Below are 19,160 nucleotides of genomic sequence, written 5' to 3'. Positions count from 1 at the left end.
CACCAAGATCGTGCTCGATCCTGGATGTAGTGGCCTCGAACGCGCCAGAAGCCACTACATCCATGTTCGAGCGCGATCTTCGCGCATCCGACCGGTGGTCAGGGACGTAGCGAGCGCTCCGGTGCGTGCCGCCACATCCGGAGAAGCAGGAACAGGAGCAGGACGGTCATCGCGAGAGCGCCGGGGGCCTTCGTGAAGCGGGCCAGGTTGGTGCCGTCGGGCAGCGCCAGGAAGGCAGCCACGGCGGCCGGCAGCACGAACCACGTGGTCCGGGCGGCGCTGAGCGCGAGCAGGGCCAGCGGCCAGGTCGCGTACCAGGGGTGGAAGACCGGGGACAGGACGACGGTGGCGACCAGGGCCAGGCCGGCGCCGTGCAGTACCGCTCGGCACCGCGCCGCCCCGGCCGGCAACCCGCCCGAAATGGCTGACAGCGCATCGCGGCCGACCGCCAGCCCGCCCGAGGCGTCCAGCAGCCCGCCTGAGCCAGCCGCCAGCCCGCCCAAATCGGCGGCAACTCGCCGCCACGTGCGCCACCAGAGGGCCACGAGCACGACCGCGAGCAGCACCAACGCGATGGCGCGGGCCACCGGCACGGCCTGCGGGTCCCGCCCGACCACCGCGCCGGCGTAGTCGACGACGAACCCGACGGCGGTGGGCAGCGATGTCCACTGTTCGGAGTCGCCGCTGCGGGTCAACCCACCCACCCAGCCGAATCCGAGGCCGGACAGCGCCGAGGCGACCAGCAGCGCGCCCAGGAGCCCGCCGCCCAGCCACGCGCCGCTGCGGAACACCGTCCGGCCGGACGCTCCCACCAGCGCCGCGAACGGCACCACCACGATTGCGCTGGCCTTCACGGTGACCGCCAGCCCGAGCAGCGCCCCGGCGAGCAGCAGCGCGGGGGGCCGGCCCGGCCAACGGACCGCCACCAGCAGCCCGCACAGCAACAGCCCGAGCATCACGGCGTCGTTGTGCGCGCCGCCCACCAGGTGTACGCCGACCAGTGGCGCGGCCAGCGCCAGCCAGGCCGCCCGCCGGGTCGGCACTCCGGTGGCCCGGGCCAGCGGAGGCAGGCAGAGCGCGGCCAGCAGCAACCCGGCCACGGCGATGACCCGCAGCAGTACGACAGTGCCGGTGAGCCCGCCTCCGACAGTCACCGCGAGCGCCGCGAGCAGCACGAACACCGGGCCGTACGGCGCCGGCGTGTCCCGCCAGATCGGTGCCACCGTCTCCCCCCACGGGCAACCCGAGGCGGCCACCCCGACGGCGTACGGGTCGACACCGTGCGCGTAGGTCCAGCCCTGGCAGGCGTACGAGTAGACGTCCCGGCTGCCCAGGGGCGGCGCGAGCAGCAGCGGCAGCGCCCACAGCCCGGCGGTGACGTACGCCCACCGGCTCGACGGCGCACCGGCGCGCAGTGACCACCAGGCGCCGACGAGCAGCGCGGTGCCGACCAGCCAGCAGGCCAAGGTTGCCGCGCCGCCCGGGGCTCGCCAGATCGACACGGGCGTGACGTTCAGTGGGGCGTCGGGCAGCGCCCCGCCGAGGTACCCGGCCACGGCGAGCAGGACCGCGCCGACCAGGCCGGCGTACCGGGCAAACCGGGCGGCCAGCAGGCCGGGAACCGGCGAAGGCGCGCCGGGAGTGGTCACCGGCGCACCTTCCCCCTGGTCGACCTAGTCGGCGGCGACCGGTTGGCGGGCCGCCCGAGCCGACCGTACCAACCGGATGGCCAGCACGATCACCAACAGCGTCATCAGTGGCGCCCCGACCGTCTTGGTGTAGCGGGGCAGCCCGGTGCCATCGGGCAGCACCAGGAACGACGCCACCAGCGCGACGACGATGAACCATCCGGTACGCCGGGCGGTGGCCGCCAGCACCGCGAGCGGCCAGACCCAGTACCAGGGGTGGAACAGTGGCGCGAGGGCGACCGTGGCGGTCAGCGCCACGGCGGCGTACCACAGCGGCTCCCGCGTGCGGGCCCGCCACCACAGCCACACCAGCAGCACCGCCAGCACCGCGACGCCGACCCCCCGGGTGACGGCGAGCGCGTCGACGTGCCCGCCGAAGGGCACCGCCAGGTAGCCGACGGTCTGCCCGACCGCCGTGGACGGCGACGTCCAGGCGATCACGTCACCGCCGCGGGCCAGCCCACCGACCCAGCCGAAGTCGAGGCCGGCGGCGAAGGTCACCCCGACCACGACGGCGACCGCGCCGCCGACCACCCAGCCGCCGTGGCGGATCAGCGCGCGGATCGAGTACCCGCCGACGATCGCGGCCAGCGCGGCGAACGGCACCACGACCAGCGCCGTCACCTTGATGCCGGCGGCGAGACCGAGCAGCACGCCACCGGCGAGCAGCGGGCCGGGGCGTCCGGGCCGGGAGGCGATCACGGCCAGCCCGGCGACGAGCAGGCCGACCATCAGGGCGTCGTTGTGCGCGCCGGAGACCAGGTGCACGGCGACCAGCGGGCAGGCGAGCGTCAGCCAGACCGCCCGGGAGGCCGGTACGCCCACCCGTCGGGCCAGCACCGGCAGGCTGACCGCCATCAGCGCGACCCCCGCCACGGCGATCAGCCGGAACACCACGATCGCGCCGGTCAGCGAGCCGGTGGCCTTGACCACCGCGCCGGACAGCACCACGAACAGCGGCCCGTAGGGCGCCGGGGTGTCCCGCCAGATGTACGAGATGGTGTCCAGCCAGGGGCAGGGCAGCGCGGAGACACCCTGCTCGTACGGGTTGATCCCGGCGGCGTAGCTGGCGCCCTGGCAGGCGTACGCGTAGACGTCGCGGCTGGCCAGCGGGGGCGCGATCAGCAGCGGCAGCAGCCAGAGCCCGACGGTGACCAGCGCCCAGCGGGTCGACGGCACGTCGTCGCGCAGCGACCACCAGGCGTACGCCAGCAGCCCGGTGCCGACCAGCCAGGCGATGAGCACCAGCGGTCCGTTCGCGCCCTGCCAGATGCTGACCGGGTTGCTGCGCAGGGGCGAGTCGGGCAGGGCGCCGCCCAGGAACGCGGCGACGGCGAGAAGCACCGATCCCGCCAGTCCGGTCCAGCGCGCGAGGTGGTGAGGCACGCCGGACATGCTGCCAGTACGGTTGTCGCGGTACGGAGGTGGGCATGCGGCGCAGTCGGGTGGTGGCGGTGGCCGCCGGTTGCTCCGTCGTGCTCGGCGCGCTCTGGTTGGCCCTGCCGCTGATGGGCTCGGACCTCTCCGCGCAGGTCGCCCGCGCCGACTTCTTCGCCGCCCACGGCCTCACCCCGGTGGATCTGCGCTGGTACGGCGGGGTGCAGCAGTTCGGCTACAGCCTGGTGTCGCAGCCCGTGATGGCGGTGCTCGGTGTGCGGGTGACCGGCGCGCTGGCGCTGGTGGCGTCGGCGACCGCGCTGGCCGCGCTGCTGGTCCGCAGCCCGGTGCCGCGTCCGCTGCTGGGCAGCCTGATCGGCGTGGTCACGCTGGCCGGCAACCTGGTCTCGGGCCGGGTGACGTACGCCCTCGGTGTCGCCTTCGGGCTGGCTGCGCTGGTCGCGCTGACTCGGGGCGTACCCCCGGGTCGTCGTGTCGCGTTGGCCGCGGCCGGCGCGTTGCTGGCCTCGGCGACGAGCCCGGTGGCCGGCCTGTTCGTCGGCCTGGCGGGCGCGGCGCTGCTGCTGGCCCGCCGGTACGCCGACGGGCTGGCGCTCGGCGTCGCGGCGGCCGTGCCGCTGGGCGCGACCGCGGTGCTCTTCGGCGACGGCGGCTGGATGAACATCAGCCGCACCGACACCCTGCGGGCGGTGGTGACGAGCCTGCTGGTGGCGGCGCTGGTGGCGTACCGGCCGGTGCGGTTCGGCGCGCTGCTGGCCGCCGCCGGGGTGCTGGTCGCCGCCGGAGTGCACACGCCGGTGGGGTTGAACGCGACCCGGTTGGCGACGATGTTCGCGCTGCCGGTGCTGGCCGCCGCCGCCCGCCCGCCGGCCTGGCTGTCGACCCGCCTGGCCCGCCGGCCGGCTGTCGGGCCCGTGCCGGCCCGACTGTTGGGTGGGATCGGCCTGGCCGCGCTGCTGGCGGCCGTCTGCGGGTGGCAGCCGCCGGTGGTCCCGGCGGACCTGCGGAGCATCGGCGACCCGACCAGCGCGCCCGGCTATCACGCGCCGCTGCGCGCGTTCCTGGCCGGGCAGCGGCTCACCGGCCGAGTGGAGGTGCCGCCGACCCGCAACTACTGGGAGGCGGCCCGCCTCGGTGAGGTGCCGCTGGCCCGCGGCTGGCTGCGGCAGGCCGACATCGACCGCAACCCGCTCTTCTTCACCACCGTGCCGGGCGCGACCGGCACCGGCGTGCCGCTCACCCCGGCCAGCTACCGGGCCTGGCTGGCGGAGAACGCCGTGCAGTACGTGGCGGTGCCGGACGCCCCGCTGTCCTGGGTGGGGCGGGCCGAGGCGGAACTCGTCGAGGGCGGCCTACCGTACCTGACCCCGGCCTGGTCCGGCCCGCACTGGCGGGTCTGGGCGGTGGCCGACCCGACGCCGCTGGTCGCCGCGCCCGCCGAGCTGGTCCGCGCGGACGGCGCGGCAGTCACCTTCCGGGCCCCGACCGCCGGCCCGGTGGCGGTCCGGGTGCGGCACAGCCGCTGGCTGACCGCGTCCGGCGGCGCGACCGTCCGCGCCGACGGGGACTGGACCAGCGTCACCGTCCCCCGCGCCGGCGACTACACCCTCGGCTGATCTTCCTACCCCTCCAGCACGCGCTGGGCGGCGGCGCGGGAGCGGCGGCCGGTGCGCAGGTACTCGTCGAGGAACTCCCCCGGGTCGTCGTGGCCGAGCAGCCGGACCACCCCCGCCAGCTCCACGCCGTGCCGGGGCAACTGGTCGCCGGCCCGGCCCCGGACCAGCATCAGCGCGTTGCGGACCTGCGCGGCCAGGGACCAGCCGGCGGCCATCTCCGCGGCGTCCGCCGCATCGATCAGGCCGGCCCGCTCGGCCGCCGCGAGGGCATCGAGGGTACGCGTGCCGCGCAGCTCCGGGATCGCGCCCGCGTGTCGGAGCTGGACGAGCTGGACCGCCCACTCGACGTCGGCCAGCCCGCCCCGGCCCAGCTTCGTGTGGGTGGCCGGGTCGGCCCCGCGCGGCAGCCGCTCGGTCTCCACCCGGGCCTTGATCCGACGGATCTCGACGACCTGCTCGCGGGTCAACCCGTCGGCCGGGTAGCGCACCGGCTCGATCATCGCCTCGAACTCGGCGCCCAGGTCGGCGTCACCGCAGACGAACCGGGCGCGCAGCAGCGCCTGCGCCTCCCACACCCGGGACCAGCGGGCGTAGTACTGGGCGTACGCGGCGAGGCTGCGCACCAGCGGACCCTGCCGGCCCTCGGGGCGCAGGTCGGCGTCGACACCCAACGGCGGGTCGGGGGCGGGTACGCCGAGCAGTCGACGCAGCTCCTCCGCGATGGCGTGCGCGGCCGCGCTGGCGGCGCTCTCGCTGCTGCCGGCGGGCGGGTCGTAGACGAAGAGCACGTCGGCGTCGGAGAGGTAGTTCGACTCGTACCCGCCGAGGCGGCCCATTCCGATCACCGCGAACCGCAGTCCGTCCGGGGCCGGTTGGCTGGCCCGCGCGGCCCGCAGCGCTGCGGCGAGGGTGGCGTCGGTGACGTCGGCGAGCGCCGTACCGACCTCGGTGATGTCGGCCAGGCCGGGTGACGGCCGCGTCGTGCCGTCCGCCCGGGTCGGGGTGGGTGCGAGCGCGCCGGCCCGGCAGAGCACGTCCGCGCAGGCCACCCGGACCAGCTCCCGGCGGCGCAGCGCCCGCACCGCGCGGGTCGCCTCGACCGGGTCGGTGTGCCGGGCCGCCGCCGCGAGGAAGCCGTCACGCAGCACCGGACGCGGACGCGGCGACAACTCGTTCTCCTCGGCGAGCAGCCGCAGCGCCTCCGGATCCCGGGCGAGCAGGTCGGCGACGTACCGGGACAGGGCCAGCACCCGGGCCAGCCGGCGGGCGACGGGACCGCCGTCCCGCAGCAGGCGCAGGTACCAGGGGGTGCTGCCCAGCTTGTCGGAGACCTTGCGGTAGTTGAGCAGCCCCCGGTCCGGCTCCGGCGCGTCCGCGAACTCGCTCAGCAGCACCGGCAGCAGGGTGCGCTGGATGGCCGCCGTACGACTCACCCCGCCGGTGAGCGCCTGGAGGTGACGCAGCGCCCCGGCCGGGTCGGCGAAGCCGAGGATCTCCAACCGGTGCCGGGCCGCCTCCGGGGTGAGCCGCAGCCCGTCGGCGGGTACCCGGGCCACCGACTCCAGCAGCGGCCGGTAGAGCAGTTTGGCGTGCAGCCGTCGTACCTCGGTGGCGTGGGTGACCCAGTCGGCCCGGAAGCTCTCGACGGCGCTGCGGCCCGGCGTGGCCACGAAACCCAGCGCGGCGGCCAGCCAACGCAGCGCCCCCGGCTCGGTGGGCACGGTGTGCGTACGGCGCAGGGCCTGGAGTTGGAGCCGGTGCTCGACGGCGCGCAGGAAGCGGTAGCCGCGCAGCAGCGACTCCCCGTCGGCGCGGCCGACGTAGCCACCGGCGACGAGCGCGCGCAGCGCCGGAATGGTGCCGGGCGCCCGCAGGGTCTCGTCGCCGCGGCCGTGCACGAGTTGCAGGAGCTGAACGGCGAACTCGATGTCGCGCAGCCCGCCCGGACCGCGCTTGATCTCGCGTTCCAGCTCCTTCGGCGGGATGTTGTCGATGATCCGGCGGCGCATCGCGCGGACGTCCTCGACCGCCTCGGGGCGTTCGGCGGCGCTCCACACCAGCGGCGCGAGCTGGTCGATCCACTCTTGGGCCAGCGGCAGGTCCCCGGCGGCCGGGCGGGCCTTGAGCAGCGCCTGGAACTCCCAGGTGCGTGCCCACCGGCGGTAGTAGGCGAGGTGGCTGGCGAGGGTACGCACCAGCGGGCCACGACTGCCCTCGGGCCGCAGGGCGGCGTCCACCGGCCAGGCGACCATCCCGCAGACGGAGATCAGCCGGGTCGCCACCTGGGTCGCGGCGGGCAGGTCGGCGTCCTCGGCGGCCACGAAGATCACGTCCACGTCGGAGACGTAGTTCAGCTCGCCGCCGCCGCACTTGCCCATCGCCACCACGGCCAGCCGGGGCCGCTCGGTGCCCGCCGCCAACTCGGCGACGGCGATCTCGTACGCGGCCGCGAGGGTCGCGTCGGCCAGCGCGGACAGCGCCGCCATGGTCTGCTCCAGGGCCCGGCCGCCGGTGAGGTCGGCCGCCGCGATCCGCAGCAGGGAGAGCCGGTACGCGGCACGCAGCACCGCCACCGGGTTCCCGTCGCCGGCCGGCTCCAGCCGACCGTCGGCGATCGGCGCGAGCCCGTCCGGTGCGGTACGCAGCGTCAGACAGTGCTCGGGATTCGCCACCAGATGGTCGCCGAGCGCCGACGACGCGCCCAGCACGGCGATCAGCCGACGCCGCAGCCCGGGGTCGGCGTGCAGCTCCGCGAGCAGCGGCGAGCTGGCGCTGGTGCCGGCGGCGCTGGTGCCGCGCGGGGTGCCGGCGGCGCTGGTTCGGCTCTCCGCCTCGACGATGCGGTGCAGTTGGCGCAGCGCCAGGTCCGGGTCGGCGGCCCGGGACAGCGCGGCGAGCAGCTCCCCGGCCGCGTCGTCGACCGGCTCCTGTTCCTCCGGCTGCCAGAGACCCAGCCCGTCCGGGCCGAGCAGGTCCGCGGCGCGGGCCCCGCCGTCGCCCTCGGCGATGCCGAAGCCGTAGCGGGCGAGCCGGCCCGGGGCCCTCGTCGGCCGGCTCATCAGTGCCCGAGCAGCGGCAGGCCGCGCCGGATCGTGCTGTCGTCCAACTCGCCGAGGGCCAGCGCGGCGAACCGGGCGGCGAACGGCTGCCAGACCTCCTCGACGTCCACCATCACCGAGTCGCATGCCGCCACCACCAGCTCCGGGTCGTAGCCCAACTCGGCGAGCAGGGTCGAGTCGGTGGCCCAGTCGCCGATCATCTCGGTGTCGCACTCGATGTGGAACTGCAACCCCCAGGCCCGGTCGCCGAGCCGAAACGCCTGGTGCGGATAGCGGGTGGAGGCCGCCAGCAGGGTGGCGCCCCGGGGCAGTTCGGTGATCTCGTCGGAGTGCCACTGGAGCACGTCCGGGATCAGCGGCACGTACCGGAACAGCGGGTCCTGCTCGGCCGCGTCGCGCCGGCCCACCACACCGGGGCCGATCTCCGGCCCGGACGGGCTCCGCTCCACCAGCCCGGCATGCGCCGTGGCGAGCAGCTGCGCGCCCAGGCAGACAGCCAGGGTCGGCACGCGGTACCGGACCGCCTTGCGCAGCAGCCCCTCCACGGCCGGGAACCAGGGCGCCCCGGGGGAGCCGTCCGGCAGCGGATACGCCTGCTGGTCGCCACCCAGCACCACCAGTGCCGCGTACCCCTCAAGGTCGGCGGGAAGTTCCTCACCGGCGTGCGGGCGGACCACCCACAAATCCAGCCCTGCCTCGGTCAGCCACTCACCCAACCGGCGCGCGTCGTCCGTCGGGTCGTTCTCGATCACCAGCGCGGTTGCCACCCGTCGAGGCTAGCGGGTGCGGCGCGCTCCGCCACGCCCCGGCACGGGTCGGTGCCACCGGCTGGCGGCCGTCGTGTCGGCGCGGTGGCTAGGCTCTCCGGTTGTGATCAACGAGGACTCCACCGTCGTCCGCCCGCCCGTGCTGCGCCCGGGTGACACGGTGCTGCTCGTCTCGCCGTCCGGGCCGACCTCGCCGGAGCGGGTGGCCCGGGGCGTGGAGCTGCTCACCGGATGGGGCCTGCGCCCGATACCGGCCCCGAACGCGTACGCCCGCCACGGCTACCTCGCCGGCACCGACGACCTGCGGGCCGCCGACCTGAACAGGGCCTTCGCCGACCCCCAGATCCGTGGGGTGATCTGCACCCGGGGCGGCTACGGCGCCCAGCGGATCGTCGACGCCATCGACATGGCAGCCGTGCGCCGCGACCCGAAGGTGGTGGCCGGCTTCTCGGACATCACCGCGTTGCAGCTCGCCCTGTGGCGGGGCGCCCGACTGGCCGGGGTACACGGCCCCGGAGCGGCCTGGCGGGACGAGCGGACGCCGCTGCGCTCCGCCGAGTCCCTGCACGCGGCGCTGATGACCACCGAGCCGGTGACCGTTCAGGCGGTCCCCACCGAGGAGACCTTCGACGTACGCGTCCCCGGCCGCGCCACCGGCACCCTGCTCGGCGGCAACCTGTGCCTGCTCGTCGCGTCGATCGGCACACCGGACCTGCCCGACCTGACCGGCGCGGTGCTGTTGATCGAGGACGTGCAGGAGCCTCCGTACAAGGTCGACCGGATGCTCACCCAGCTCCGCCGGGCCGGTGCGCTGGACGGGCTGGCCGGGGTGGCGGTCGGGCAGTTCACCGACTGCGGCGACGGCTGGGACACCACGATCGTCGACGTGCTCACCGAACGCCTCGGCGACCTGGGCGTACCGGTCCTCGGCGGCCTCCCCATCGGCCACGGCCACAACCAACTGACCGTCCCGGTAGGCACCGAAGCACGATTGGACACCGAAACCAACACCCTGAAGGTCACCCCCGCAGTCCAATAACCCCAACCCCAACCCGACCCCGACCCGCCCCGACCCGGCCCCGCGCCCGGCCCCGACCCAACCCGGCCCGGCCCAGCCCCGGCCCCGACCTCGTTGATCAAGAGGTTTGCGTCAGTTCCGGGCCGGATTCTGACGCAAACCTCTTGATCAACGAAGCCAGGGGGCCGGGGCCGGGAGGCCAGGGGGCCGGGAGGCCAGGGGGCCGGACGCCCGGGGGCCGGGGGCCGGGGGTCGGAGGGGTATGGGTCAGGGGGTCAGGTGGGCTAGTGCGCCGGTTTCCAGGGCTGCCCACACTCCATCCGGGGTGTGGACGACGCCGTGTGGTTCCGACTGCGGGGTCGGTAGGGCGTAGCTCTCGAATCGTCCATTCGGATCGAGGTGGCCGATCCGGTTGGCGCCCCACTCGGTGAACCAGGCCCCACCCGCTGGGTCGGCCACGATCGCGTGCGGGCGCGCGGCCCGGTCCGGCAGTGGGAACTCGACGATCACGCCATCAACGTCGATCCGGCCGACCTGGCCGGCGGTGATTTCCACGAACCAGATGGCGCCGTCCGCGCCCAGGGCGATGCCGACCGGCCCGGCGTCCGCGGTGGGCAAAGGGTACAGCCTCACCGTGCCGTCGAGGGCGATCCGGCCGATCGCGTTCGCGCGGTTGAGGGTGAACCAGAGGGCGTGGTCCGCGCCGGCGGTGATCATCGAGGGGAACCCGCCGGTGACCGGCAGCGGAAAGGCGGTCGCCGTGCCGTCGGTGGTTACCCGGCCGATCGTGTCGGAGGTCATCCCCGCGTACCAGAGTGCCCCGTCGGGTCCGGCCGCGATGCCACCCGGCCCGGTACCGGCCGGCAGGGCGACCGTGCGCTGCTCGCCGTCGACGGTGATCCGACCGATCCGGTCATCACCGGAGCGGGTGAACCAGAGCGCACCGTCCGGACCCGTCGTGATGATCAACGGACGGCCGCCGGCTGGCTCCAGCGAATGGGTTCGGACCGAGCCGTCGGGGTCCAGGCGGGCGATGCCACCGCCGTGGACCAGCGTCAGCCACAGCGCGCCGTCGGGCCCGACCGTGATGCCGTACGGGCCGGCGTCCGGCTCGACGAGTGCGATCTCCCGGATCTCGACTCTCATCCCGGCGTACGTCCCTTCGTTGGCGGTGGACCGACCCTGACCGCCCGACAAGCGACGACACAACCGATTTCCGCCTTCGATTGTCAGCTCGCTGACAGGTTCGCCACGGGTCGCGCCCAGGCTCACCCGTCACTGTCGGTGACGACATCACGTACCACCTAGCTTTCTGGAGGAGAGCATGTCCCGCACCATCAGTAGGAAGCACATGCTGGCCGGCCTGGCCGCCGCCGGCATCCTCGGCGTCGGGATCGCGGCCCCGACGATCGCCTTCGCCGCCGATTCGCCGTCGCCGAGCGCCAGCACCGCCCCGGCGCCCGGAGCCAAGGCCGACCGGCAGGGTCAGTTCGCCGAGGATCTGGCCAAGGAGCTGGGCGTGCCGACCGACAAGGTGACCGCCGCGCTGGAGAAGATCCGCGAGCAGCACCGGCCAGCCGACCGGCCGCAGCGCCACTCCGCCGAGGATCGCAAGGCCGCGCTCAAGGAGCGGCTGGACCAGGCGGTCAAGGACGGCAAACTCACCCAGGAGCAGGCCGACGCCATCACCAAGGCCGTGGAGGCCGGCGTCTTCCCCGGTCCGGGCGGCCACCGCGGCCTGGGCGGCCACGGCGCACCGGCAGGTACGCCCGGCCAGTAACCCGGCGGAACCAGGGCCGCCCCGGTAGGCCCCCGGCCGGCCCTGGTCCTCCGGTCAGACCAGGTCCGGCCTCCTGGGGCGGGCCGCAGGAATCGTCAGTGCGCAGCTTCGGCACGCAAGGGGTAGGCGACGCCTGTCGCCACTTCGGACATCTCCCACAGTCGACGTCGGGTGGCCGGGTCGTAGGCGCCTTTCGGGGCCCGCTGCGGTTTCGGGGCGCCCTTGAACTGGCCGGGGCCACCCGGCCCGTAGTACTCGCCGCCGGCGGCCCGCGGGTCGGTCGCCGCCCGGAGTACGGGCAGCGCACCGGCCTGGGCAGACTGGGTGAACAGCCACCCAATCGTCGCGTTGGCGATGCGGAAGCCTGGCGATGCGTCACGAAACAGGCTGGTGCGTGCTCCACCGGGGTGGGCCGCGAGGCTGATCGTCGATGAGTCGGACGCGGCGAGTCGATGCTGCAGTTCGAACGCGAACAGCAGATTCGCGAGTTTTGCGGCGTTGTAGGCCTTGGCTGGCCGGTACCCGTCGAGGTTCCTGGGGTCGAGGTGCGTGACGGACCCGGCGGCGGCCCCCTTGCTGCTGACCGTGACGATCCGCCCGGCCGGTGACCGCTCAAGCATGTCGAGGAGGAGACCGGTCAACGCGAAGTGGCCGAGGTGGTTGACGCCAAACTGAGACTCGAAGCCGTCCTGGGTACGCCGTGCGGGCTGCCACCACAGGCCGGCGTTGTTGATCAGGATGTCGAGTCGCTCGAAGCGCTGGTGGAGGTCGCTTGCCGCCTGCCGCACGGCTTGGAGGCTGGCGAGTTCGAGGGCGAGGACGCTGCCTCTGCCGGGTAACGCGCGCAGGGTGTCCGCACCGCGTGCCGCGTTGCGAGCGCCGATCACCACGTGGGCTCCCTGAGCGCTCAAGGCCATTGCCGTTTCCAGGCCGATTCCGGCGGTAGCTCCGGTCACCAACGCGGTGGTGCCGTCGAGCCGGGGTATGTCGCGCGCACTCCACACGGCGTCTCCTATAATCGGAACGGTCGCCCCGTTTCAACTATACGGAACGGCCGCCCCGCTTGTCGACAGGCCGGAGGATCCTCATGCGTGCCGATGCTCGCCGCAATCGCCAGAGCGTCCTGAACGCCGCCTACGAGAGCCTGGCCGCCGAGGGCCTGGACGTGCCCATCGACGAGATCGCCCGTCGCGCGGGCGTCGGCGCCGGCACCGTGTATCGGCACTTTCCGACCAAGGAGTCGCTCATCGAGGCCGTAGTGCTCGACCGGCTCCACGCCCTGACCGACAAGGCCCGTTCCGGCATCGACTTCGCCGAGTTCTTCACCGTCATGGTGGAGGCCTGCCGCACCAATCGCGCCATCGCGGACGCGCTGGACCGCGGTGGATACCACATACCCGCCGACGCGGACGCCGCCCTCAACGCCGCCTTCGCCGACCTCCTGCACGAGGCGCAGCAACGCGGAACCATCCGGCCGGACGTCACTCCCGACGACATTCAAGCCCTCGTGATCGGCTGCGCCGCGACCGCGCGGCACCGTGGCAGCAGCGCCCTCGTTCAGATCGTCGTCGCCGGCCTACGCGATCAGGGCCTCAGCCCGGCCCGGACCTGAGCTTCAGTCCGGGCCAGCCGAGAAGTGATCAGCTCTGTCGGGGCGGGGGCGCGAACACGCCCAGGCGGTTGCCGACCGGGTCGATCAGCTGGGCCAACGTGAGCCCGGTGGGCGTGGTCCGGGCCGGCACCACCACCTGGGCGCCGGCCGCCTCGGCCCGCCGACAGGTCTCCTCGACGTCGGCCACCTCGGCGTAGAGGATCGCGTAGTTCGGCGACGTGCCGCCGGTCGCCCGGATTCCGCCGCCGATCCCGGTGTCGCCACCGGCCCCGGTCACCCGGTAGGAACCGCCGTCGGCCGAGCCCTCCTCGTTGAAGGTCCAGCCGAACAGCTCGCCATAGAAGCGCTCCGCCTCCTCCGGCCGGTCGGTGCCGATCTCGAACCACGTGATGGGCGTCGCGGACATACTGCCTCCAGGTCTTCGCGTTTCCGGCCGTCCGGCCGTCTCCCGGAGGAGTCTCGACGTCGTTCGCGACACCGTCCTGTCGGTGTTTCCCGATCACCCGGCCGGGTGGGCCACCCGGACCGCGCGCTCAGACCAGACTCAGCGCGCGGACCCGCTCGTGGGGGATGTCCAGGTCCTCCGGACGGAGGTCCCGGAGCACCACCTCTGGCAGGGCCTCGACCTCGCGGATCCGGTCGGTGCGGAAACATCGCACCTCGGCGCGCAGGCGGCACCAGGCCACCAGGTACCAGTGGTGGGAGTTGCCGAGGTAGCCCAGCGGCTCGACGTCCCGCAGCGAGTCGACGCCGGCGCGGTCGTCGTACCGGATGCGCAGCACCCGCCGCGCGGTGACCGCGTGGGCGACGGTGGCCGGGACGGGCGTGGCCGGCCCGTCGCCGACCAGGTGCACCCGGCCGGCGAGCCGGTGCGCCTCGGCGGCGTCGGCGGCCGGCAGCACCGCCAGCAGCTTGCGCAGCGCGGTGGCACCCGGCCCGGCGAACGGCGAGCCGGCGAGCCGGTGCAGCGCCACCGCCATCGCGACCGCCTCGGCGGCGGTCAGGTTGACCGGCGGCAGGGTGTGGGCGCGGTCCAGGACGTAGCCGCCGGTACGCCCCGACTCGGCCCAGATCGGCACCCCGGCCTGCTGGAGCGCGCCGATGTCCCGCTCGATGGTCCGGCTGCTCACCTCGAAGCGCAGAGCCAGCCAGCGCGCGCTGCGCGGCCGTGGCGACACCGCCCGCAGCTCCTCGACCAGGGCGTAGAGGCGGTCCGTACGGTTCATGCCCGGCACGCTACGACCGGGGTACGACGCCCGCACTCAGGCCGTGCGGGCTCAGGCCGTGCGGGCTCAGGCGATGCAGGCGCAGACGATCAGCGCGGCACCGAAGTGCGTGGCGGCGCTGACCCGGGCCGCCGGGTGCGGCTCGGACGAGCAGATGACCTCACCGAGCTTGCCCGGGGTGAGCAGGTCCAGCACGAAGAAGGCCAGCGCCATGATGGCCAGCCCGACCAGACCGAAGACCACGGTCGAGGCGAGCCCCTTGGCGAAGTCGCTGTAGCTGGTCAGGATCGCGGTGAAGACGATGCCGGCGATGCCGAGCTGGTTGGCGGCGAGCAGCAGCCCCGCGTTGGTGTTGCGCTCGACCCAGATCAGCTCGCGCAACCGCCCCGGGGTCAGCAGGTCGACGAGCCCGAACCCGGCCGCCATGAGCCCGACGCCCACGATCCCGAACACGACGCTCTGCCAGGCACCGCTGAGCAGGTCCTCCAGCACCGACTGCCTCCCGACTCTCCGCCCGGAAGGGGTACCGGCGCGGTGATCGAGACGATAGCCGCAGCGGGCAAGCGCGTCAGCCCCGCGCCGATGCCCTGCCCTAGAGCGCCAGGTAACGCTGCCGCTCGTACGGGGTGACCTCGCGGCGGTACTGCTCCCACTCGGCCCGCTTGTTGCGCAGGAAGAAGTCGAAGACGTGCTCGCCCAGCACCTCGGCGACCAGTTCGGACTCGGCCATCACGTCGATCGCCTCGGCCAGGTTCTCCGGCAGCGCCTCGTACCCCATGGCGCGGCGCTCGGCGCTGCTCAGCGACCAGACGTCGTCCTCGGCGCCCGGCGGCAGCTCGTAGCCCTCCTCGATGCCCTTGAGGCCCGCGCCGAGCAGCACCGCGAAGGCGAGGTACGGGTTGGTGGCCGAGTCCAGCGAGCGGACCTCGACCCGGGCCGAGTTCGGCTTGCCGTACGCGGGCACCCGGACCAGCGCGGAGCGGTTCAGGTGACCCCAGCAGACGTACGCCGGGCTCTCGGTGATCCGGTCCGGCAGCGCCTGCGGGAAGAGCCGCTTGTACGAGTTGACCCACTGGTTGGTGACCGCCGTGTACTCCCGGGCGTGCATCAGCAGGCCGGCGATGAAGGACTTCGCCACCTTGGAGAGCTTCATCGGGTCGCCACCGTCGTGGAAGGCGTTGCGCTCGCCCTCGAACAGCGACAGGTGGGTGTGCATGCCGCTGCCGGGCTGGTCGGTGAACGGCTTCGGCATGAAGCTGGCCTGCACGCCGGTGGAGAGCGCGACCTCCTTGACCACGTGCCGGAAGGTCATGATGTTGTCGGCGGTGGTCAGCGCGTCGGCGTAGCGCAGATCGATCTCCTGCTGGCCGGGCGCGACCTCGTGGTGGCTGAACTCCACCGAGATGCCGATCCGCTCCAGCGCCAGCACGCCCTGGCGACGGAAGTCGCGGGCCACGGCGTGGGTGGTGTGCTCGAAGTAGCCGCCGGTGTCCACCGGGGTGGGCACCGAGCCGTCCTGCGGGCCGTTCTCCAGCAGGAAGAACTCGATCTCGGGGTGGGTGTAGAAGGTGAAGCCCTTCTCGGCAGCCTTGGACAGCGCGCGGCGCAGCACGTGCCGCGGGTCGGCCCAGGACGGCCCGCCGTCGGGCAGCAGGATGTCGCAGAACATCCGGGCGCTCTCGCCGCTGACCCCACCCTCGAACGGGAAGACCTGGAAGGTGGTCGGGTCGGGCATCGCGACCATGTCCGATTCGAAGACGCGCGCGAAGCCCTCGATCGCCGAGCCGTCGAAGCCGATGCCCTCCTCGAAGGCCGCTTCCAACTCCGCGGGCGCCACCGAGACGCTCTTGAGCGTGCCCAGCACGTCCGTGAACCACAGCCGGACGAACCGGATGTCCCGCTCTTCCAGCGTACGGAGGACGAACTCCTGCTGACGGTCCACTTCCCCAACCCCTCGCGACACTCTTTGTCCGCCTTGGCCGGGCTGCGCCCGACCTGACCGCCCAGTGTTCCCGGGCCTGGTTACGCAGACGTTACGCGAACCGCCGCCGCCCGTCCCCTCGCGTCCCGCCCGGCGAGCGGTACCGATGCGGCACGCCGGCCGCGCGGCGTCCGCACGTGGCCGCCGTCTCGTCCGAGGGTACGGATTGCTCGGCCGAAGCTGAGGCAAGATGAGGACATGCCCACCCTGCGTCTCGCCCTGTCACAGGTCAACCCGAGCGTCGGCGACCTCGCCGGCAACGCCGACCTGGTCCGCAACTGGACCCGCCAGGCCGCCAACGCCGGCGCCCAGTTGGTGCTCTTCCCGGAGATGATGTTGACCGGCTACCCGGTCGAGGACCTGGTCTTCCGGCGGTCCTTCGTCGCCGCGTCCCAGGCCGCCCTGCGGCAGCTCGCGGCCGACCTCGCCGGGGACGGTCTCGGTGACCTGCCGGTCGTCGTCGGCTACCTGGACGCCGACGGCCCGCCGCAGGTCAGTGGGGACGCCGAGCCGGGGCGGGGCGCGCGCAACGCCGCCGCGCTGCTGCACCGCGGCGAGGTGGTCGCCCGCTACTTCAAGCACCACCTGCCCAACTACGGCGTCTTCGACGAGGACCGCTACTTCGTCTCCGGCGAGGAGCTGACCGTCGTGCGGATCGGCGGGGTGGACGTCGCGCTGACCATCTGCGAGGACCTGTGGCAGGCCGGCGGGCCGTTCGCCGCCGCCCGGCAGGCCGGCGTCGGCCTCGTGGTCAACATCAACGGCTCGCCGTACGAGTTGAACAAGGACGACATCCGGCTGCCGCTGGTCCGCCGCCGGGCGGCCGAGGCGAACGCCACCATCGCGTACGTCAACATGATCGGCGGCCAGGACGAGCTGGTCTTCGAGGGCGACTCGATGATCGTCGCCGCCAACGGCGACCTGCTCACCCGCGCCCCACAGTTCGTCGAGCACCTGCTCGTGCACGACGTCGAGCTGCCGGCCGCCACGACGACCCCGGGCGGCGAGAGCGTCGCCGACGGCATGCGGGTGTCGTACCACGCGGTGGAGGCGGCCCCGCCCGCGCCGTCCGGCCCGGCCGTCACCGGCGGGCTGATCGAGCCGGTCGCCGACGAGGCCGAGGTCTGGCACGCGCTCGTGCTGGGCCTGCGCGACTACGTCAACAAGAACCGGTTCGCCTCGGTGGTGCTCGGCCTCTCCGGTGGCATCGACTCGGCGGTGGTGGCCGCCATCGCCGTCGACGCGCTCGGCCCGGACCGGGTGGTCGGCGTGTCACTGCCCAGCCAGCACTCCTCCGAGCACTCTCGGGAGGACGCCGCCGACCTGGCCAAGCGCACCGGGCTCGACTACCGCGTCGAGCCGATCCAGCCGATGGTGGACGCCTTCCTGGCGAACCTGTCGCTGTCCGGGATCGCCGTGGAGAACCTCCAGGCCCGGGTACGCGGGGTCATCCTGATGGCGCTGTCGAACCAGGAGGGCCACCTGGTGTTGACCACCGGCAACAAGAGCGAGCTGGCGGTCGGCTACTCCACCCTGTACGGCGACTCGGTCGGCGGCTTCAACCCGATCAAGGACGTCTGGAAGACGCTGGTGTGGCGTCTGGCGAAGTGGCGCAACGCGGACGCGGCCCGTCGCGGCGAGACCGCCCCCATCCCGGAGAACTCGATCGGCAAGCCGCCGAGCGCCGAGTTGAGCCCGGGCCAGCTCGACAGCGACTCCCTGCCCGACTACGACGTGCTGGACCCGATCCTCATCGGCTACGTCGACGGCGACCTGGGCCGCGACGGGCTGGTCGAGTCGGGCCACGACCCGGCCGTGGTCGACAAGGTGCTGCGACTGGTGGATACCGCCGAGTACAAGCGACGCCAGTCCGCGCCGGGCACGAAGATCTCCATGAAGGCGTTCGGCCGGGACCGTCGACTGCCGATCACGAACCGGTGGCGCGAGCACGGCTGACGTCCCGCGCCTCCGGAGTGACATCTTCCACTGGGCCCTGCCGCCAGGCTGTCGCGCGGTGCGACGATCGGCGAAGCCCGGGGACCGCGCAGGCGGCCTCGAGGAAGGGAGACAGTCATGATCGAGTCCACTCCGCACGAGGTGACCGCGCTGTACGGCGGACCGGCCACCCGTCGGGTCCGCACCCGCGACCTGATCGCCGCGAAGGAGCGCGGCGAACGGTGGCCGATGCTCACCTCGTACGACCAGTACACGGCGGGGATCTTCGACCGGGCCGGCGTACCGGTGCTGCTGGTCGGTGATTCGGCGGCGAACAACGTCTTCGGCTACGAGACGACCCTGCCGATCACCGCCGACGACCTGTTGCCGCTGGTACGGGCGGTGGTGCGCTCGACCCGGCAGACCCTCGTGGTCGGTGACCTGCCGTTCGGCTCGTACGAGGAGGGCCCGGCCCAGGCGCTGCGCACCGCCGTCCGGTTCATGAAGGAGGGTGGCTGCCACGCGGTGAAGCTGGAGGGCGGCCGGCGCTGCGCCGCGCAGATCGCCGCGATCGTCGGCGCCGGCATCCCGGTGATGGCGCACATCGGCTTCACCCCGCAGAGCGAACACACCCTGGGCGGCTACCGGGTGCAGGGGCGGGGCGACACGGCCGACGAGGTGCTGGCGGACGCGCGGGCGGTGGCCGAGGCCGGCGCGTTCGCGGTGGTGCTGGAGATGGTGCCGGGCGTGGTGGCCAAGCAGATCACCCACGAGCTGTCCATCCCCACCGTCGGCATCGGCGCCGGCCCGGACACCGACGCCCAGGTGCTCGTCTGGCAGGACATGGCCGGCCTGCGCACCGGCAAGGCGCCACGCTTCGTGAAGCGGTACGCGGACCTCGCCGACGTCCTCACCGACGCCACCCGGCGCTTCGCCGAGGAGGTCCGGGGCGGCGAGTTCCCGGCCGCCGAGCACACCTTCTAGGTGTGCTGTCCAGGGAGGTTGGTCAACCTGGTGATGGGTGGTAGGCCGCCGGTGGCGGTGTGGGGTCGGTGGTGATTGTAGTGATGCAGGAAGGCC

General features: G+C 73.5%; 16 protein-coding genes. 6 read left to right on the top strand and 10 right to left on the bottom strand.

The features are described 5' to 3' along the window. Positions 1 to 98 precede the first annotated feature (98 nt). A complete protein-coding gene (gene mptB, locus AB0B55_RS05260) occupies positions 99 to 1,649 on the bottom strand; it encodes a polyprenol phosphomannose-dependent alpha 1,6 mannosyltransferase MptB (protein WP_357170618.1) in 1,551 nt (516 codons plus the stop codon). Positions 1,650 to 1,673: 24 nt separating this feature from the next. Beyond that, positions 1,674 to 3,074, bottom strand: a complete 1,401-nt coding sequence (gene mptB, locus AB0B55_RS05255; protein ID WP_357170616.1) for a polyprenol phosphomannose-dependent alpha 1,6 mannosyltransferase MptB — start codon at positions 3,072 to 3,074, stop codon at positions 1,674 to 1,676. A gap of 44 nt (positions 3,075 to 3,118) precedes the next feature. Here mptB (AB0B55_RS05255) and AB0B55_RS05250 point away from each other — a divergent pair, with 44 nt between their 5' ends. Next, on the top strand, positions 3,119 to 4,702 hold the full coding sequence (locus tag AB0B55_RS05250) for a hypothetical protein (protein ID WP_357170614.1): 1,584 nt from the start codon (positions 3,119 to 3,121) through the stop codon (positions 4,700 to 4,702). Positions 4,703 to 4,707: 5 nt separating this feature from the next. Here AB0B55_RS05250 and AB0B55_RS05245 read toward each other — a convergent pair whose 3' ends face one another. Then, positions 4,708 to 7,761 (bottom strand): bifunctional [glutamine synthetase] adenylyltransferase/[glutamine synthetase]-adenylyl-L-tyrosine phosphorylase, encoded by a 3,054-nt coding sequence (locus tag AB0B55_RS05245; RefSeq protein WP_357134848.1) that lies wholly within the window; start codon positions 7,759 to 7,761, stop codon positions 4,708 to 4,710. After that, positions 7,761 to 8,528 carry a type 1 glutamine amidotransferase gene (locus AB0B55_RS05240; protein ID WP_357134847.1) on the bottom strand — a complete coding sequence of 256 codons (768 nt, stop codon included), beginning with the start codon at positions 8,526 to 8,528 and terminating at the stop codon, positions 7,761 to 7,763. The genes AB0B55_RS05245 and AB0B55_RS05240 overlap by 1 nt, the downstream gene beginning before the upstream one ends. Before the next feature lie 103 nt (positions 8,529 to 8,631). Between AB0B55_RS05240 and AB0B55_RS05235 the strand changes: the two genes are divergently transcribed. Then, positions 8,632 to 9,567: an LD-carboxypeptidase gene (locus AB0B55_RS05235; RefSeq protein ID WP_357134845.1), complete on the top strand. Its 936-nt coding sequence runs from the start codon at positions 8,632 to 8,634 to the stop codon at positions 9,565 to 9,567. 246 nt (positions 9,568 to 9,813) lie between these two features. On the opposite strand, the gene AB0B55_RS05230 is transcribed toward AB0B55_RS05235, so the two are convergent. Then, positions 9,814 to 10,692: a virginiamycin B lyase gene (locus tag AB0B55_RS05230; RefSeq protein ID WP_357170612.1), complete on the bottom strand. Its 879-nt coding sequence runs from the start codon at positions 10,690 to 10,692 to the stop codon at positions 9,814 to 9,816. Positions 10,693 to 10,870: 178 nt separating this feature from the next. Here AB0B55_RS05230 and AB0B55_RS05225 point away from each other — a divergent pair, with 178 nt between their 5' ends. Then, the gene (locus AB0B55_RS05225; RefSeq protein ID WP_357170610.1) at positions 10,871 to 11,326 is read left to right on the top strand and encodes a hypothetical protein; all 456 of its coding nucleotides are present in this window, start codon (positions 10,871 to 10,873) and stop codon (positions 11,324 to 11,326) included. A 95-nt stretch (positions 11,327 to 11,421) separates the two neighbouring features. On the opposite strand, the gene AB0B55_RS05220 is transcribed toward AB0B55_RS05225, so the two are convergent. Then, positions 11,422 to 12,330, bottom strand: coding sequence for an oxidoreductase (locus AB0B55_RS05220; RefSeq protein ID WP_357134859.1), 909 nt, complete (start codon positions 12,328 to 12,330; stop codon positions 11,422 to 11,424). Between the two features lie 83 nt (positions 12,331 to 12,413). On the opposite strand from AB0B55_RS05220, the gene AB0B55_RS05215 reads away from it, so the two are divergent. Beyond that, positions 12,414 to 12,938 carry a helix-turn-helix domain-containing protein gene (locus tag AB0B55_RS05215; protein WP_357134860.1) on the top strand — a complete coding sequence of 175 codons (525 nt, stop codon included), beginning with the start codon at positions 12,414 to 12,416 and terminating at the stop codon, positions 12,936 to 12,938. A gap of 28 nt (positions 12,939 to 12,966) precedes the next feature. Here the strand turns inward: AB0B55_RS05215 and AB0B55_RS05210 are convergent, their stop codons facing one another. From AB0B55_RS05210 to glnA, 4 genes are all read right to left on the bottom strand, one after another. Then, positions 12,967 to 13,344, bottom strand: a complete 378-nt coding sequence (locus AB0B55_RS05210) for a VOC family protein (RefSeq protein ID WP_357134861.1) — start codon at positions 13,342 to 13,344, stop codon at positions 12,967 to 12,969. Positions 13,345 to 13,471: 127 nt separating this feature from the next. After that, positions 13,472 to 14,164, bottom strand: coding sequence for a WYL domain-containing protein (locus AB0B55_RS05205; RefSeq protein WP_357170608.1), 693 nt, complete (start codon positions 14,162 to 14,164; stop codon positions 13,472 to 13,474). A 66-nt stretch (positions 14,165 to 14,230) separates the two neighbouring features. Next, positions 14,231 to 14,656: a DUF350 domain-containing protein gene (locus tag AB0B55_RS05200; RefSeq protein WP_355051479.1), complete on the bottom strand. Its 426-nt coding sequence runs from the start codon at positions 14,654 to 14,656 to the stop codon at positions 14,231 to 14,233. Positions 14,657 to 14,756: 100 nt separating this feature from the next. Beyond that, positions 14,757 to 16,106, bottom strand: coding sequence for a type I glutamate--ammonia ligase (gene glnA / locus AB0B55_RS05195; protein ID WP_355051478.1), 1,350 nt, complete (start codon positions 16,104 to 16,106; stop codon positions 14,757 to 14,759). 237 nt (positions 16,107 to 16,343) lie between these two features. Here glnA and AB0B55_RS05190 point away from each other — a divergent pair, with 237 nt between their 5' ends. Together AB0B55_RS05190 and panB are read left to right on the top strand one after the other, a co-directional pair. Next, complete coding sequence (locus AB0B55_RS05190) at positions 16,344 to 18,101, top strand: NAD+ synthase (protein WP_357134864.1); 1,758 nt, start codon at positions 16,344 to 16,346, stop codon at positions 18,099 to 18,101. Between the two features lie 117 nt (positions 18,102 to 18,218). Further along, on the top strand, positions 18,219 to 19,064 hold the full coding sequence (panB, locus tag AB0B55_RS05185; RefSeq protein WP_357134865.1) for a 3-methyl-2-oxobutanoate hydroxymethyltransferase: 846 nt from the start codon (positions 18,219 to 18,221) through the stop codon (positions 19,062 to 19,064). The last annotated feature ends 96 nt before the right edge of the window (positions 19,065 to 19,160 follow it).

The sequence above is a fragment of the Micromonospora sp. NPDC049107 genome (genome assembly GCF_040648595.1).
Lineage (GTDB): Bacteria > Actinomycetota > Actinomycetes > Mycobacteriales > Micromonosporaceae > Micromonospora.
Note: the sequence above shows the minus strand (reverse complement) of the source record. Positions and strands in the feature narration are given on the sequence as shown.